The organism is Arthrobacter sp. SPT-J7, from assembly GCF_059089965.1.
Genome location: NZ_JBNHFF010000071.1, coordinates 1 through 13,564, shown reverse-complemented (window position 1 = coordinate 13,564; position 13,564 = coordinate 1). Strand labels below are relative to the sequence as shown.

Genomic DNA, 13,564 nt, shown 5'->3' with positions numbered 1-13,564 from the left:
CGCCGTCGGCGGTTTGGCGGCCTGCGTGGGGGCCGGAACCGCCAACCCGTTGGCCCCCGGCCTGCTCGTTTGGCTGTTTATGGGGCCCTACCTGGCCAGCGCCGGCTGGGCCTCCGCCATGATGGGACTGGGCAACGAAGCAACGGGCGACACCTTCAACGGGCCACCCGCAGAGGCGCGGGCTACATCTCCAAGTTGATAAGCAGCGGTTCCGGATGCAGTGTGATCCCGAAGCGCTGTTCGACGCCGGTACGCACTTCCCGGGCTACTGCCAGCACGTCCGCGGCACTGGCCGAGCCGCGGTTGGTGATGGCCAGGGTGTGTTTAGTGGACAGGGATGCGCGGCCCCCGCTGACGCTGCCGGGCTCCAAACCAAAGCCCTTGCCGAAGCCGGATTGGTCGATCAGCCAGGCAGCTGAGAGTTTCACCAGCCCGTCCTGACCGGCGGGGTAGCGGGGCGCCCCCTCCGGCAGGGCGGCAGCAACCTCGGCCGGGACGATGGGGTTGGTGAAAAAGGAACCCGTGGAGTACGTGTCCCGGTCCTCGGGGTTCAACACCATGCCCTTCGAAGCCCGGAGCCGGAGCACTTCCCGGCGCACATCCGTAGAGTAGGCACGCTTGCCCTGCTCGACCCCTAGCGACCGTGCCAGTTCCGCGTAGCGGATCGGGGCGCTCATGCGCCCCAGGGGCAGCTGGAACTCGACAGTGAGAACCACGTAGCGGGGCGAGCCGTTAACCGTGGTCTGCTTCAGGATGGAGTCCCGATACCCGAACTTCAGCTCCGAGTTGGTAAACGTTTTGACAGCATTCCGCTCCCGGTCCCAGGTCCGGACAGCAGCGATGGTCTGGGAAACGTCCGAGCCGTAGGCACCCACGTTCTGCACCGGTGTTGCACCGGTTGAGCCCGGGATGCCAGCGAGGGCCTCGATCCCGGACCAGGCGTGGAGGACCGCGTGCTCCACCAGCTTGTCCCAGTTGTGCCCGGCCTGCACCACCACGGCCACGCCCCCGCACGAGTCCTCCGCGTTGACGGTGAACCCCTCCGAGGCGATCCTGACGACGGTACCCGGGAACCCGCCGTCGGAAATCAGCAGGTTGGAGCCACCGCTCAGGATCAGCAGCGGCTCACCTGCTGCATCCGCGGTTCGGACGGCGTCGATGATTTCAGCCTCGGTCCGCGCCTCGATATAGGCACCGGCAGGGCCTCCGACGGCGGCCGTGGTCAGCTGGGAGAGAAGGGTGGAAGTCACCAAACCACCATATCCGTAAACCCGTGCCCGGCTTCCCCGCTCAGCTGAGCCGGACGACGGCCTGGGCCTTCATCAGGACTTTCTGCCCCGCGGAAACAACGGTGAGGTCAACACGGGCGGTGCCCGCATCGGCGTCGAGCTTTCCGATGGTGCCGCTGATTTCGATGGTGGCGCCGGGGTCCGGGGTACCGGTGGTGTCGGTGACCAGGACCGGCTTGGTGAAGCGGGTCTGGAAGTCGACGATGGCGGCCGGGTCGCCTGCCCAGTCAGTGACCAGCTGTACGGCGGAGCCCATGGTGAACATGCCGTGCGCGATGACGCCGGGCAGTTCCACGCCGATGGCGAAGGCTTCGTTCCAGTGAATGGGGTTGAAGTCGCCGGAAGCGCCGGCGTACTTGACCAGGTCGGTACGGGTGACCTCGATGGTGCGGCTGCCGATTTCCTGGCCGGCGCTGAGTTCATTGAACGTGGGGCTCATGGGTTACTGTCCCTCTCCGCGGACCAGGATGGATGACGTGGTGGTGGTGACCGGCTCCCGGGAATCATCGGGGCCGAGCGCGAAGATCTCAGAACGCGTGGTGATCATCGCGCCGCCGCCCATGGCACGGACGCCGTCCACGTGGAGCTCCGCAACCAGGCGGTCGCCGGCGTGGATGGGCCGGTGGTGGGTGAAGCGCTGGTCGGCGTGGACCACGCGCGTAAAGTCGATGCCGGCCTCCGGATCCTCGATGAGCTGGGCGTCCGCGCGCTGGGCAATGATGATGGCAAACGTTGGCGGAGCAACAAGGTCTGCGTGGCCCAGGGCATTGGCGGCATCCACGTCGAAGTGGGCAGGATGGGTGGCTTTGACGGCGCGGGCAAATTCGCGGATCTTCTCGCGGCCAACGTCGTACACCTCTGCGGCAGGGTAGCTTCTGCCCTGCAGGTCCGGATTGATAGTCATGGGCTCAAGCCTATCGTCCGGCTCGGGAGCGGCCTGAAAGGTTACCGGCGCAGGTTCTTGCGGATGCTCTGGCCGCGGACTACGATCCCGGCGATGTGCAGGACGAGGCCCAGCCCTATCAGCGGGAGGGAGGCAGTGGCGAGGGCGGAGTTGCCGGTGGTGTTTCCCACGAGGTTCAGGATGATGCCGACGGCGATGAGTCCCATCGCGCCGAAAACCAGGACTTTGTAGCGGGTTGGCGCGGTGGCCCAGAATTCGTTCAGCACCCTGCCATTCTACTGGTCCGCCACCGGCCCCCGCCCCGGGCGGGCGCCGCTGGCGGAGTCAGAACAGCGCTTCCTGGACTGCCGGAACCACAGAGCTGTACTGGCCCAGTTCGATGGTCCGGCCCTTGAGCTGGCCAAGGTCCACCACGAATTCCAGGTCGGCGGCATCGAGGGCTGCCAGGACAAAGCTTCCTGCCGCGGACCGGATGGTGAACCCGTGCTGCCCGGAAGCCAGCGTGTGGGGGTAGGCGTGGCGGGCGGCCCCGGAGCACAGCCTTTCAGCGAGTCCGGGCCGGTTCCAGCCTTCGTCCACCACCTCGAAACCGTTCAGGCCTGCTTCGGATATGACCTGGCGTGCGGTGGTTGCGTGCGCCGCGTTGTGTGCGGTGAGCCAAGAAGCAGGAGCCGGAGTTGCCAGTGCGGCGGCCTTGGCTGCAGACCGTACCTGTTGCGGAAGCCTGCCGTCGCGCGTCACCAGGTCCTCCAGGATCCGCACCACCCGCCCGTCATCGGCACGGGCGACGTAGCGCGCCACCACGGTTCCCTGTTCGGCGAGCCGCTGCCACTTTCGAAGATTCGACGCCGTGCCTACCTTGGTTGCCCCGTTGGCGAAGGTGGCGACGTATAGCCAGTGCGGCTGCATCAAATAGCTGCGCAGGCCGGGCGGAACATCGCCGTTCCGGTGGAAGTCGTGCATATGCCGGAAATCGTCCACCACAAAGCACCGCTCACACTGGTGCCCACGGGATGCCGGAGATTGCCGGGCGCACAACACGTGGTCCCGGTGGTTGGGGCTGTGCACACGGTGGTGGCCCAGGCAGGACTTCCCTTCGGCGGCGAGCCGGAAACACAGGCGGGTGCCGCCGCCGAGCGCTAATTCCTCAAATGTGCCGTCCGGCGCCTGAAGCCGCAGTACAGGGCAGGACGCCGGCGGCGCAGGCCAAGAGACCCCGTGGACCAGATAGCGGGTAGCGGTCACGGGGTCTCCTGGAAATCAGTGTGGGTGTTACAGCGCGGGCTGTACCCCAAAGGCTACCGCGAGCTTCATGATCTTCTCGGCGCGGCCCAAGCGGGGCAGGTCGGAGCCGTCACGGATGACGCGGCCGTTGGCTTCGAAGTCGGCCATGAAGTCGGTGGCCCAGGCGACGTCGGACGGCGTGGGGCTGATGACCTCGTTGATAACGGGGGTCTGGTCGATGGCCAGGCACAGCTTGCCGGTCATGCCCATCATTACGGTGATGCCAGTCTGCTCCCGCAGGATGGGGTGGTTGGTGCCGACGGTGGGGCCGTCGATGGGGCCCGGGAGGTTGCCGACGCGGCTGGCAACGACCAGCTTGGCGCGCGGGTAGGCCATGGCCTCGGCCGTGGCCGCCATTCCTGTGTCGCGGCGGAAGTCACCGGAGCCGAAGGCCAGGCGGAATGCGCCTTGGGCCTTGGCGATCTGGTTGGCTTCCTCGATGCCGACGGCGGATTCCACCAGCGGGATGACGGGGGTCTTGCCGTCCATGCGGTGGAAGCTTTCGGTGACTTGGTCGGCGGATTCGGTCTTCGCTAGCATGACGCCGAGGAGGCCCGGGGTGCCGCGAAGGCCCGCCAGGTCGTCCGCCCAGAACGGGCTGGTGGCGTCGTTGATCCGGACCCAGGCCTTACCGCCGGCGGTCAGCCAGTCAACCACGTTGCTCCGGGCCTGGTCCTTCTGGGAAGGGTCCACGGCATCTTCAATATCCAGGATGATCGAATCGGCGCGGGACACTGCCGACTGGTCAAAAAGCTCAGTCTTCATGGCATTAACAAGGAGCCATGAGCGGGCGATCTCTGCTGGGATGTTGCGTTCCGGCCTTACGGTCTCGGTGGCGATGGTAGACGTCATGTATCTACCGTATCCGCCCGGCAACCGGCATAGCGAAGAAAACGGCCCGCCTGTGAGGTTCAATACGAACTAAACGGGATGTGACCATAGCAGCCGCGGGTGTAGGCAGCAGCAAGCGCCGTTGAGAGCGTCAAAACGGCACTTGCTGCTACCTGTTTTGGGTTGCTCAGGGGATGTTGCTGCCCCGCGCCGTCACCCACAGTTGGTACCACTCGGCCCGGCTCATCACCTGTGCCACGCGGGCAGCGTCTGCACTCGCACGGATCCGTCCGGGGTTGACCGTCCCGATTACCGGAGCGATGCCCGCCGGGTGCTTCATCAGCCAGCCCAGCAGGACTGCCTCGCCCGGGCTGCCGTACTTCGCGGCCAGCTCGGACACCAGTTCCGCGGTGGCGGCTTCGGCCGATGTCGGGCTGTCCGGTTCCGCCCCCGTGTACAGGCCGCGGGCCAACGAACCATAGGCCTGCAGGGTAATCGAGTTCCGCGTGCAGTATTCCAGCGTGCCGTGGGGAAAGCTGTAGTCCAGGTGTTCGGCGTGGTTGACCAGCACCTGGCTTTCCAGCCACGCCCGCTTGAGCAGGCTCATTTCCAGCTGGTTCGCCACCACCGGAGTTTCCAGCCGGTCCTGCAGCGCCTCAATCTGCGCCCCGGACATGTTGGACACGCCCAGTTGCCGGACCTTGCCTTCCGCCATCAGTTGCCCGACGGCGCCCGCCACCTCCGCAGGCTCCGCCAAGGGGTCGGGGCGGTGCAGCAGGAGGATGTCCACATAGTCCGTCCGCAGCCGCTTCAGGCTTTCGTTGACCCGATCCAAAATCGCCTCACGGCTGAGGTCGTAGTGCGTCTGCAGGCCGCGCTCATTCAGCCTGATTCCGCACTTGGTCTGGAGCCGGATGCGGTCCCGCAGCCCCGGCGTGGCCACCAGGACCTCACCGAAGACGGCTTCCGACTTGCCGCTGCGGTAGATGTCTGCGTGGTCAAACAAGGTGATCCCGGCATCCAGCGCGGCTTCGACGGCGGCAGCAGCCTCGTCCACATGCTCGCCGGCATGCGGTTCGCCGGACCAGCTGCCGCCCAGGCCCATGCAGCCGTAGATGACTTCCTGCATCAGGCCGCCCGCCCCGGAAGGCAAGGAGACATCAGCGCAGCCACGCCGTGGTGTTGGCAGGCAGCTTGCCGTCGTCGAGGGGCGCGCTGCTGACCAGGACCGTTCCTGCCGGAAGGTCGACGGCGGTGTCGCCGAAGTTGGTCACCGACTGCCAGCCGTTGGGGCGGCGGAAGTGCAGGACGTCCGGCGTGCCGGTCTCGACCCATTCCAGCTCTTCGTCGGTCTGCAGTTCGCGGCGCAGCTTCAGGGCGGCGCGGTAGAGCTCCAGCGTGGAGCCCTTGGTACCGTCCTGCGCCTCAACGGCGTACTTGCTGAACCAGTCAGGCTGCGGCAGGTGCGCGCCGCCGTCACCGAAGCCAAAGGAGGTTCCCTCCACCTTCCAGGGCAGCGGTACCCGGCAGCCGTCACGGCCGATTTCCACACCCCTGTTGCGGAAGAAGGACGGGTCCTGCCGCTCCGATTCGGGGATATCGGCCACTTCCTGGAGGCCCAGTTCCTCGCCCTGGTACAGGTAGGCGGAACCGGGGACGGCGAGCATCAGCAGCGTTGCGGCACGGGCACGGCGTTCACCGAGGTCCACGTCCAGCTCCTCAGCGGGACCGCCGGCAAGCAGCCAGTCCTTGCCGTCCTGGCCCTTGGTGCGCTCCTTGCCCTTCGAGACCTGGGGCAGGCCGTAGCGGGTGGCGTGGCGGACGACGTCGTGGTTGGAGAAGACCCACGTGGAGGAGGCGCCGGTGGCCGCTGCCTCGGCGAGGTTCCGGGTGATGATTTCCTTGTACTCGGCAGCGTCGAAATCGGCCTGCAGCAGGTCGAAGTTGAAGGCCTGGCCGAGTCCTTGGGGGCTTGCGTAGCGGGCGCGGCGGGTGGCGTGGACCCAGGCTTCCGCAACGGCGGTGCGCGGCGGGTTGTATTCGTTGAACACCTCGCGCCATTCGGCGTAGATCTCGTGGACTTCGTCGCGGTCCCAGAAGGGGTGGGTTCCGTCGTCGAATCCGTCCACACCGGTGTTGGCCGCGCTCAGTTCCAGCTTGGACAGCAGGGGTTCGGTGAGGTCCTTGGTGAGGGCGTGCGCCACGTCCACCCGGAACCCGTCAACGCCACGGTCGGACCAGAAGCGCAGGGTCTTGAGGAAGTCCTCGCGGATTTCCCGGTTGGACCAGTTCAGGTCCGGCTGCTCCTTGGCGAAGATGTGCATGTACCACTGGCCGGGGGTGCCGTCCGGTTCGGTGATGCGCTCCCAGGCTGGGCCGCCGAAAACGGAGTCCCAGTCCGACGGCGGGAACTCGCCGTTGGGGCCTTTGCCGTCCCGGAAAATGTAGCGGTCCCGGGCGGGTGATCCCTTGGGTGCGGCGAGCGCTTCCTTGAACCACTCATGCCGGTCCGATGAGTGGTTGGGGACGATGTCGGCGATCAGCTTGATGCCGGCCTCGTGCAGCGCGTTGGCCATCTCGTCGAAGTCCTCAAGGGTGCCCAGCTTGGGGTCCACGTCGCGGTAGTCGTCCACGTCATAGCCGCCGTCTGCCAGTGCCGAGGGGTAGAACGGGCTCAGCCAGACGGCGTCGATCCCCAGAGACTTCAGGTACGGGACTTTGGCGGTGATGCCCTTCAGGTCACCGATGCCATCGCCATTGGAGTCCGCGAAGCTCCGCGGGTAGATCTGGTAGACAGAGGCCTGGCGCCACCAGTTCGGATCGGCCAGACGGTCGGAATCGGACAGGGTTGCCAGAGTGGCGGTGGTGGACAAGGGATGATCCTTTGCTACGTGTCGACTATATTTATATTGGTTCTAAATTTAGTTCCCTGATCATTATCTGGCGCAATGCACGGAAAGGTCAACAGCATGTTTGCAACGGCCCGGGCCACGCCCCGATTACTGCGCAGGGTGAGCGCAGGCTCGGTGCTCGCCTATATGCGCTCCGCCGGCGATGTCACGGTCACGGACGTCATCGACGCCACGGGCCTGACACGGGCCACAGCCATCGCCGTATGTGAGGACCTCAAGGAACGCGGGTGGATCCGCGAGCTGGAAAACCAGCGGGCTTTCGGTGGGTACCAGAAGGGCCGGCCGGCCAGGAGGTTTGAGCTCAACGAGCGCGCCGGCGTGGTGCTGGGGATGGACGTAGGCATCCTGAAGGTAACAGTGGTGGTGGCGGACCTTCGAGGAAAGGCGCTTGGAAGGTCAAGCCTGCCGTTCGCGGACGCGGAAATTTGGGCAGAGGAACGCGTCTCCGTCATCGACCGCGCCGCCCTGATGGCCCTGGACAGTGTCGGCGCGTCACCGGATTCCGTTCTTGCGGTCTCCGCCGGCATCGCCGCACCCGTCGACCGCAACGGCGTCGTTCTTGCGGCCCAGCACTTCTGGCAACTGTTCGACGTCGGGCTGAAGGCAGCGTTGCGGGACCGGCACGGCTGGACAGTGCTGCTCGAAAACGACGCCAACCTTGCAGCCCTTGGGGACCGCTGGCGGGGCGCTGCGGCGGGAGTTGAGGACGTCGTCGTGATCCTTGCCAGCGAGCGCTTGGGTGCAGGAGTGATCGACGGCGGGCGGCTGCTGCACGGCAGCCGCGGCGGCGCCGGGGAGCTCGCGTTCCTGGAGCATGTCCAGGGCGTGGGCGATACGTTCGGCATCGCCAGCCTCGCCAGGGCCTGGGCTGCAGAGGCCCTCGCCGGCAAGGCGCGGACCTCCCTGCGCACGCACCTGAAGGACGGCGGGGCGGAGGCGGAACACGTCTTTGCTGCCGCCGCTGACGGGGATGCCGTGGCCCTGAAGATCCTCGACCGCCTGGCCGACAGGATGGCCAGGGTCATTGGTGCGGTGGCAACGATGCTCAACCCGGAGCTCGTGGTCATCGGCGGCGCCGTCGCAAAATCCGCCGGCGTGCTGCTGGAACCGATCGCGGGGAAGCTGAAAGGCTTCACCGCGACGCCGCCGCGCGTGTCGGTATCGCCGCTGGGCGACTCGATGGTCACCGTTGGCGCAGTGCGCGCCGCCCTGGACTACGTGGAGAAAAACTCCTTGGACCTTGAGCTTGCTGCAGCCAGCTAAATCGACTCCAGTGCGGCGGCAACGGGCAACGATCCGTCGCAGAATTCGATCGTCCGGCCTGCTGTTTCCGGGAGGTCCAGCACCGCTGCTGCCACGATGGCCGTGTTGCTGCGCGACGTTCCGCGGTCCTCCTCTCCCGGTTCGGGGTCCACCTTGATCGAGCCGGTGCCGGGTTTGTCCGTGAGGGTGCCCGGCCCCAGGATGGTCCAGGCGAGGCCGCTTCCGCGGAGGTAGTCGTCAGCGGCGGCTTTGGCTTCTGCGTAGGCGAAGAAGCCGTTGTTCTCCGGCACGCCGTGGTCCTTGCGGGCTCCCAGGTAGGACACCATCACGTAGCGGTTCACTCCCGCCTGCGCTGCGGCGTCCATCGACCGGATGGCCGCGTCCCGGTCCACGGCGTACGTGCGGGCCGGGTTCCCGCCGCCGGCGCCCGCGGACCAGACCACTGCGTCGTGGCCCTTCAGCGCCTCTGCGAGGGCCGCCGTCGTCGTGTTTTCCACGTCAAGGACCGACGGTGTGGCGCCCGTTTGCGCGACGTCGGGGACATGGTCCGGGTTGCGGATGAACGAGGTGACGCTGTGGCCCTCTTCCGTGAGCAGGGTGGACAGGTGCAGGGCCACTTTGCCGTGGCCGCCGATGATTGCGATTCGGGTCATAAACCCATTCTGCCCCTCAGGGCAGGCAACGGTATCGAAGGTACACCACGCCGTTGCCGAACCGGTGCTCGTCGAGGAGCTCCAGCCTGGCTTCCAGTCCGTCCGGCAGGGCGCGAAGGCCTCCCCCGACGACGACGGGATTGATCAGGAACCCGCACTCGTCCACCAGCCCGGCAGCCATTGCCAGCCCTGCCAGGTTGGCGCCGCCGATGCCCATCTTGCCGTCCCTGGCATCCTTCATGGCACGGACGGCGGCCGGATCGAAGGTGCGCTCGATCCTGGTCCGTTGCGTCAAAGGGGCTTCGAGCGAGGAGGAGTAGACAACCTTGTCTGCCCGCTTCCAAATGGCGGCGTAGTCCTGGATGACCGGCGGGTCTCCGGGTGCACCCATGGTTTCCCAGACAGACATAACGTCGTACATCCGGCGGCCGAGCAGGAAGGTCCCCAGATCCCGTTCGAGGTTGTTGACGAAGGCGTGGACTTCCTCGTGCGGTGCGCTCCAGTCGAAGTTGCCGTTTCGGTCCGCGACATAGCCGTCCAGGGAGGTGATGGCTGTGTAGGTCAGCTGCGCCACGGCATGGCTCCCAGCAGGGCTGACTGCAGTTCCGGGCTGAGGCCTGCGGGGACGTCCAAGTCAACGTTCAGAGCGAGGAGCGCGCGGCTGAAGAAGTTCCGGGCAGCCGCGGCCAGGGCGATGTCGGCGAGTTCCCGGTCGGTGAAGCCTTCGTCCCGCAGGGCCTGCGCGTCGCCGTCGGTCATGGCCGCGGCGTCCGTGCTGAGTTTCACGGCATAGTCCATCATGGCCACCTCTCCGGAGGACAATCCCGCATCGTCGAAATCGCGGGTAACGGGCAAAAGTTCCGCTTCGGTCATGATGGTCAACGTCTTCTTGCCATGGGCCAGCCTGCAGTGCGTGGACCCGATGGCCTGGGCCGCGGCCAGGGTCACCAGCTCGTAGCGGCGCAGGCCCAAGGATGAGCTGATCGCCTGCGTCAGTGATTCCCAGGCCACGTACGCCTCGGGATTCAGGCTGATGGCCTTGGTATGGCTTGGCACGTAGCCGAGCGAGCGGACGTCGTCGTCGTAGATGTCAGCCTGCAGGCCGTCCACTTCGGACTCGGGGATCGTTTTGAGGATGGTCATTGCGGGTATTCGGGGGGCGGAGGCTTTCGTTGGTGCGCTAATTCTGGTCCCGGCCCTTGTGTTTGTAAACCAGCCGATTCAGGCATTGCGGGTGACCAGGAACTGCTGGACCAGCGTCCAGAGGTTGGAGACGGTCCAGTAGATGAGGACGCCGATGGGGAAGATGATGCCGCCAGCGCCGAACACCACCGGCAGGACATACAGCAGGATCTTCTGCTGGCGTAGGTACGGGCTCTCCGGGTCCTGGGCGGCCAGGGTACGGGCCAGCACGAGCCGCTGGGTGAGGAACTGGCAGCCGGTCATCGCCAGGATCATCACGACGGCGAGAACGGCGACTGTGGTTGGGTCACCTCCGCCGTGCAGCAGGGAGGCGGACAGCGGCGCATCAAAGATGGCGGATGAGGCGAACTGGACCGCATTGGCGTGGTTTATAGCTCCAATCCCTTCACCCCGTGCGCTGGCGTCCGCGATACCGGCCAACAACTGGAAGAGGGCAAGGAAGAAGGGCGCCTGGACCAGCAGGGGCAGGCAGGCGGAGAACGGGTTGGTGCCGTGTTTTTTGTACACGGCCATCTGTTCCTGGGCCATGGCCTGCCGTGACAGCTGGTCGGTTTTGCCCCGGTACTTATCCTGAAGCGCCTTGAGGTCCGGCTGCAGCTGCCGCATCCGGCGCTGTGCACGAACCTGGGCGAGGAACACCGGGATCAGAGCTGCCCGTATGACGAGCACCAGCCCGAAGATGGCCAGCGTCCAGGTCCAGCCTTCCGCAGCCGGCATACCTAGGGCCGCCAGTCCATCGTGAAAGGCCACCATGATGACGGACACCAGCCACCTGAACGGCTCCATCACCTCATTCAAAAAGTCCATTCAGACCCCCACTCCGCTGTTGCTGCAAAAGCTACTGTGCCTGCACCGTCCCTGTCATGGAGCCGGCCTTTCTTCCAGGTGACCCGGCTGGGAAATGGCCACGTAGCCCTTGGCCAAAATTCGAGTACAGGAGACGGGTGCCCTTGGAAGTATGGGCTGATAGCGTCAGTTTCAGCTCGATGGTAGCGCCACCTGCGCCTGCCGTTGAGGTCTGAGAGGGACCAGCGAGGGGACCGGGACATGGAAAAACGGACGGCGAGCACCAATCCCCCGCTTCCGGCCGTCGCGCTTGGACGCCTTACCGAGCCGGATACCACGGCCGACCGTCTTGTCCGCGACCGCACGGGGCGGGACCGGTACCTGGACCTGCTCCGGGCGGTCGCCCTCACGCGCATCGTCGCGTATCACACTTTTTCCGGTGCAGCCTGGCTGACCCTGGTCTTCCCGTCCATGGGCGTGATGTTCGCCCTCGCGGGTTCCCTCATGGCTCGTTCCCTCGAACGGCCTGCCCTGGGCGTCCTGAAAAGCCGAGCCCGGCGTCTCCTGCTCCCGCTGTGGGTTTACAGCGCCACTGTTGTGCCCCTCATGCTCCTGCAGGGCTGGAGCCCGGAGCAGCAGGAGGGACGTTCCTGGGTGGACATCGTGTTCTGGTTCATACCCCTGGGAGACGCGCCCTACCCGGATACCATCGGATCCGAGGACGGCGTGTTTGGCAACATCTGGGCGCACGAAGCCGGGGTGATCCTCTGGTACATCCGCGCCTACTTCTGGTTCGTGCTGCTGTCACCCCTTCTGCTGGCGGCTTACCGCCGGGTGCCCTGGATTACGCTGATGGCGCCGTTCGGACTCTTGGTGCCCATCGTCGCCGGCTGGATCACACTGCCCACGTGGGCTGAAAACGGCGTCAGCGACTTCGCAACCTACGGCTCCTGCTGGATCCTCGGGTTCGCCCACTCCTCGGGAATGCTGCGCAGGATCCCGGCCTGGACCGTGTTTTCGGCAGGTCCGGTGATCATGGTGCTGGGCCTGCTGTGGGCAGCACCCCAGCTTGCGGACGTGGGGTGGGACATGAACCGCGTTTTTGGAGGTAATGGACTGTACGCCTTTGGGTTCTGCGCGATGCTCCTGTGGATCTCGCCATCCTGGACGTCACTGCCTCGGCCAGTCAGTTTCCTCGACAGGCCACTGACACTCATGAACAACAGGGCAGTCACCATCTACCTGTGGCACACCCTGCTGCTGTCGCAATGCTACACCCTCGTCAACAAGCTCTGGGAAATCGACCTGATGGGCGAAACCATCCCGTGGCTGCTGGACAGTGAATGGTCAATATTCGCCGGCGCCTGGCTGCTCCTTGCCCTCGTGATCGTGGCCGTGGGCTGGGTCGAGGACGTGGCGGCGAAACGGGCGCCACGGCTCTGGCCAGACAGATGACGTCCGTTTTCCGCCTCGCATCCAGACCCCTTGGCGTGAGTGCGCCACTCTTTTACGATCCTAAGCGACGCTTCTCTCAGGTTCATGGGCACACAAAAAATCCCTAAATCTCAGGAAGGGAAGATGTAGGCATGGAATCCCAAATGCCGGATGCCATCCGAGCCGCGGCCTCCTGGAAGAGGCGTCGCTGGTTGAAGAGTGGCTACCGCATCATGCGGTATGACGCGCGATTCGCCGACGGACACGAGGAATACGGCGTCGATCTGAACGCCGTCTCCTGGGAGCGCGTTTCCCGGCGGACTACTGGTCCACGCGAAATGGGGCTCGCCGTGTATGCCCAGAAGAAGGCACCGGGCCGTGGGTGGACTACCCCTACGGCCGCCCGCTCTAGTTCGTCAATGACCCTCTCCACCGCACGGCCCAAGGGGTCGACGGTGCCTAGAGATCGATTTCTATCGAGACGCGCAACAGCTCATAAAGGGACTTCGAATATCTGCGGTCCCATAGCAACAAGAAGCTTGATTACTCCGTCGACAGACGCGTAGCTCCAGCGTCGCTTCCAGTCTCCCATTCCGGTCCGAGGGACGCTGCCCGAGGGTTGCTGAGAAAGTCAGCCAACGCCGCTTCGACCGCTGCGAAGTCGTGCACTAACCGCGGAGGCATGAGGGCTTTCACGTCTCCGATGGGAACTTCCACGGACGCACCCCCTGCACCCGCAGATCGAGCTAGCACTGCCCAGGACGCCTCATTTCTGGCATCAGCATTTCGGTGACAGAGCATTCCCAACCGGGGGTCTCCGGCCACTTCAAAACGCGCCGAGCCATGCTTTACCGTGAGACGCCCGTGCTTTTTACCATCTAGGGAACGCAGCCCAGCATCAGCCGCCAACCGGGCCTCATCTGCATTTGCAAACCCCTGTTCATCCACGGTCCACGGGGCATCTGTCTCTCTTGTGCGGTCTGCGACAAGTCGGCCCCATGCCAC

General features: G+C 65.4%; 15 protein-coding genes. 3 read left to right on the top strand and 12 right to left on the bottom strand.

The genetic code is table 11. The features are described from left to right. On the top strand, positions 1–199 hold a 199-nt coding region (locus AC5RWX_RS23260), incomplete at its 5' end, for a hypothetical protein (RefSeq protein WP_494098664.1). Here the strand turns inward: AC5RWX_RS23260 and AC5RWX_RS23255 are convergent. The 8 genes from AC5RWX_RS23255 to AC5RWX_RS23220 form a co-directional block, all read right to left on the bottom strand. Further along, positions 183–1,250: a UDP-N-acetylmuramate dehydrogenase gene (locus tag AC5RWX_RS23255; RefSeq protein WP_494098663.1), complete on the bottom strand. Its 1,068-nt coding sequence runs from the start codon at positions 1,248–1,250 to the stop codon at positions 183–185. The genes AC5RWX_RS23260 and AC5RWX_RS23255 overlap by 17 nt on opposite strands. A 40-nt stretch (positions 1,251–1,290) precedes the next feature. Further along, positions 1,291–1,728, bottom strand: a complete 438-nt coding sequence (locus AC5RWX_RS23250) for a MaoC family dehydratase (RefSeq protein WP_494098662.1) — start codon at positions 1,726–1,728, stop codon at positions 1,291–1,293. 3 nt (positions 1,729–1,731) lie between these two features. After that, positions 1,732–2,193, bottom strand: a complete 462-nt coding sequence (locus tag AC5RWX_RS23245; RefSeq protein ID WP_494098661.1) for an FAS1-like dehydratase domain-containing protein — start codon at positions 2,191–2,193, stop codon at positions 1,732–1,734. A 41-nt stretch (positions 2,194–2,234) separates the two neighbouring features. Then, complete coding sequence (locus AC5RWX_RS23240; protein WP_494098660.1) at positions 2,235–2,459, bottom strand: DUF3188 domain-containing protein; 225 nt, start codon at positions 2,457–2,459, stop codon at positions 2,235–2,237. 58 nt (positions 2,460–2,517) lie between these two features. Next, complete coding sequence (locus AC5RWX_RS23235) at positions 2,518–3,438, bottom strand: DUF2797 domain-containing protein (protein ID WP_494098659.1); 921 nt, start codon at positions 3,436–3,438, stop codon at positions 2,518–2,520. 27 nt (positions 3,439–3,465) lie between these two features. Beyond that, positions 3,466–4,329: an HpcH/HpaI aldolase/citrate lyase family protein gene (locus AC5RWX_RS23230; protein WP_494098658.1), complete on the bottom strand. Its 864-nt coding sequence runs from the start codon at positions 4,327–4,329 to the stop codon at positions 3,466–3,468. A gap of 166 nt (positions 4,330–4,495) precedes the next feature. Continuing rightward, positions 4,496–5,437: an aldo/keto reductase gene (locus AC5RWX_RS23225; protein ID WP_494098665.1), complete on the bottom strand. Its 942-nt coding sequence runs from the start codon at positions 5,435–5,437 to the stop codon at positions 4,496–4,498. A 31-nt stretch (positions 5,438–5,468) separates the two neighbouring features. Continuing rightward, a complete protein-coding gene (locus tag AC5RWX_RS23220) occupies positions 5,469–7,181 on the bottom strand; it encodes a glycoside hydrolase family 13 protein (RefSeq protein WP_494098657.1) in 1,713 nt (570 codons plus the stop codon). Between the two features lie 96 nt (positions 7,182–7,277). Between AC5RWX_RS23220 and AC5RWX_RS23215 the strand changes: the two genes are divergently transcribed. Next, positions 7,278–8,483, top strand: a complete 1,206-nt coding sequence (locus AC5RWX_RS23215) for an ROK family transcriptional regulator (protein ID WP_494098656.1) — start codon at positions 7,278–7,280, stop codon at positions 8,481–8,483. On the opposite strand, the gene AC5RWX_RS23210 is transcribed toward AC5RWX_RS23215, so the two are convergent. From AC5RWX_RS23210 to yidC, 4 genes are all read right to left on the bottom strand, one after another. Beyond that, a complete protein-coding gene (locus AC5RWX_RS23210; protein ID WP_494098655.1) occupies positions 8,480–9,136 on the bottom strand; it encodes an SDR family oxidoreductase in 657 nt (218 codons plus the stop codon). The two genes, AC5RWX_RS23215 and AC5RWX_RS23210, sit on opposite strands and share 4 nt — an antisense overlap. Positions 9,137–9,152: 16 nt before the next feature. Beyond that, on the bottom strand, positions 9,153–9,710 hold the full coding sequence (locus tag AC5RWX_RS23205) for a dihydrofolate reductase family protein (RefSeq protein WP_494098654.1): 558 nt from the start codon (positions 9,708–9,710) through the stop codon (positions 9,153–9,155). After that, positions 9,698–10,279 carry a carboxymuconolactone decarboxylase family protein gene (locus AC5RWX_RS23200; RefSeq protein WP_494098653.1) on the bottom strand — a complete coding sequence of 194 codons (582 nt, stop codon included), beginning with the start codon at positions 10,277–10,279 and terminating at the stop codon, positions 9,698–9,700. Before AC5RWX_RS23200 ends, AC5RWX_RS23205 begins: the two co-directional genes overlap by 13 nt. A gap of 78 nt (positions 10,280–10,357) precedes the next feature. Continuing rightward, positions 10,358–11,146 (bottom strand): membrane protein insertase YidC, encoded by a 789-nt coding sequence (gene yidC / locus AC5RWX_RS23195; protein WP_494098652.1) that lies wholly within the window; start codon positions 11,144–11,146, stop codon positions 10,358–10,360. A 240-nt stretch (positions 11,147–11,386) separates the two neighbouring features. On the opposite strand from yidC, the gene AC5RWX_RS23190 reads away from it, so the two are divergent. Beyond that, positions 11,387–12,580, top strand: coding sequence for an acyltransferase family protein (locus tag AC5RWX_RS23190; RefSeq protein ID WP_494098651.1), 1,194 nt, complete (start codon positions 11,387–11,389; stop codon positions 12,578–12,580). Positions 12,581–13,564 lie beyond the last annotated feature (984 nt).

What these genes read in the sequence shown, in the direction of transcription:
- AC5RWX_RS23250 (WP_494098662.1), bottom strand. Translation starts at nt 1,728, where the DNA reads ATGAGCCCCACGTTCAATGAACTCAGCGCCGGCCAGGAAATCGGCAGC.
- AC5RWX_RS23245 (WP_494098661.1), bottom strand. Translation starts at nt 2,193, where the DNA reads ATGACTATCAATCCGGACCTGCAGGGCAGAAGCTACCCTGCCGCAGAG.
- AC5RWX_RS23230 (WP_494098658.1), bottom strand. Translation starts at nt 4,329, where the DNA reads ATGACGTCTACCATCGCCACCGAGACCGTAAGGCCGGAACGCAACATC.
- AC5RWX_RS23225 (WP_494098665.1), bottom strand. Translation starts at nt 5,437, where the DNA reads ATGCAGGAAGTCATCTACGGCTGCATGGGCCTGGGCGGCAGCTGGTCC.
- AC5RWX_RS23215 (WP_494098656.1), top strand. Translation starts at nt 7,278, where the DNA reads ATGTTTGCAACGGCCCGGGCCACGCCCCGATTACTGCGCAGGGTGAGC.
- AC5RWX_RS23210 (WP_494098655.1), bottom strand. Translation starts at nt 9,136, where the DNA reads ATGACCCGAATCGCAATCATCGGCGGCCACGGCAAAGTGGCCCTGCAC.
- AC5RWX_RS23200 (WP_494098653.1), bottom strand. Translation starts at nt 10,279, where the DNA reads ATGACCATCCTCAAAACGATCCCCGAGTCCGAAGTGGACGGCCTGCAG.
- yidC (WP_494098652.1), bottom strand. Translation starts at nt 11,146, where the DNA reads ATGGACTTTTTGAATGAGGTGATGGAGCCGTTCAGGTGGCTGGTGTCC.
- AC5RWX_RS23190 (WP_494098651.1), top strand. Translation starts at nt 11,387, where the DNA reads ATGGAAAAACGGACGGCGAGCACCAATCCCCCGCTTCCGGCCGTCGCG.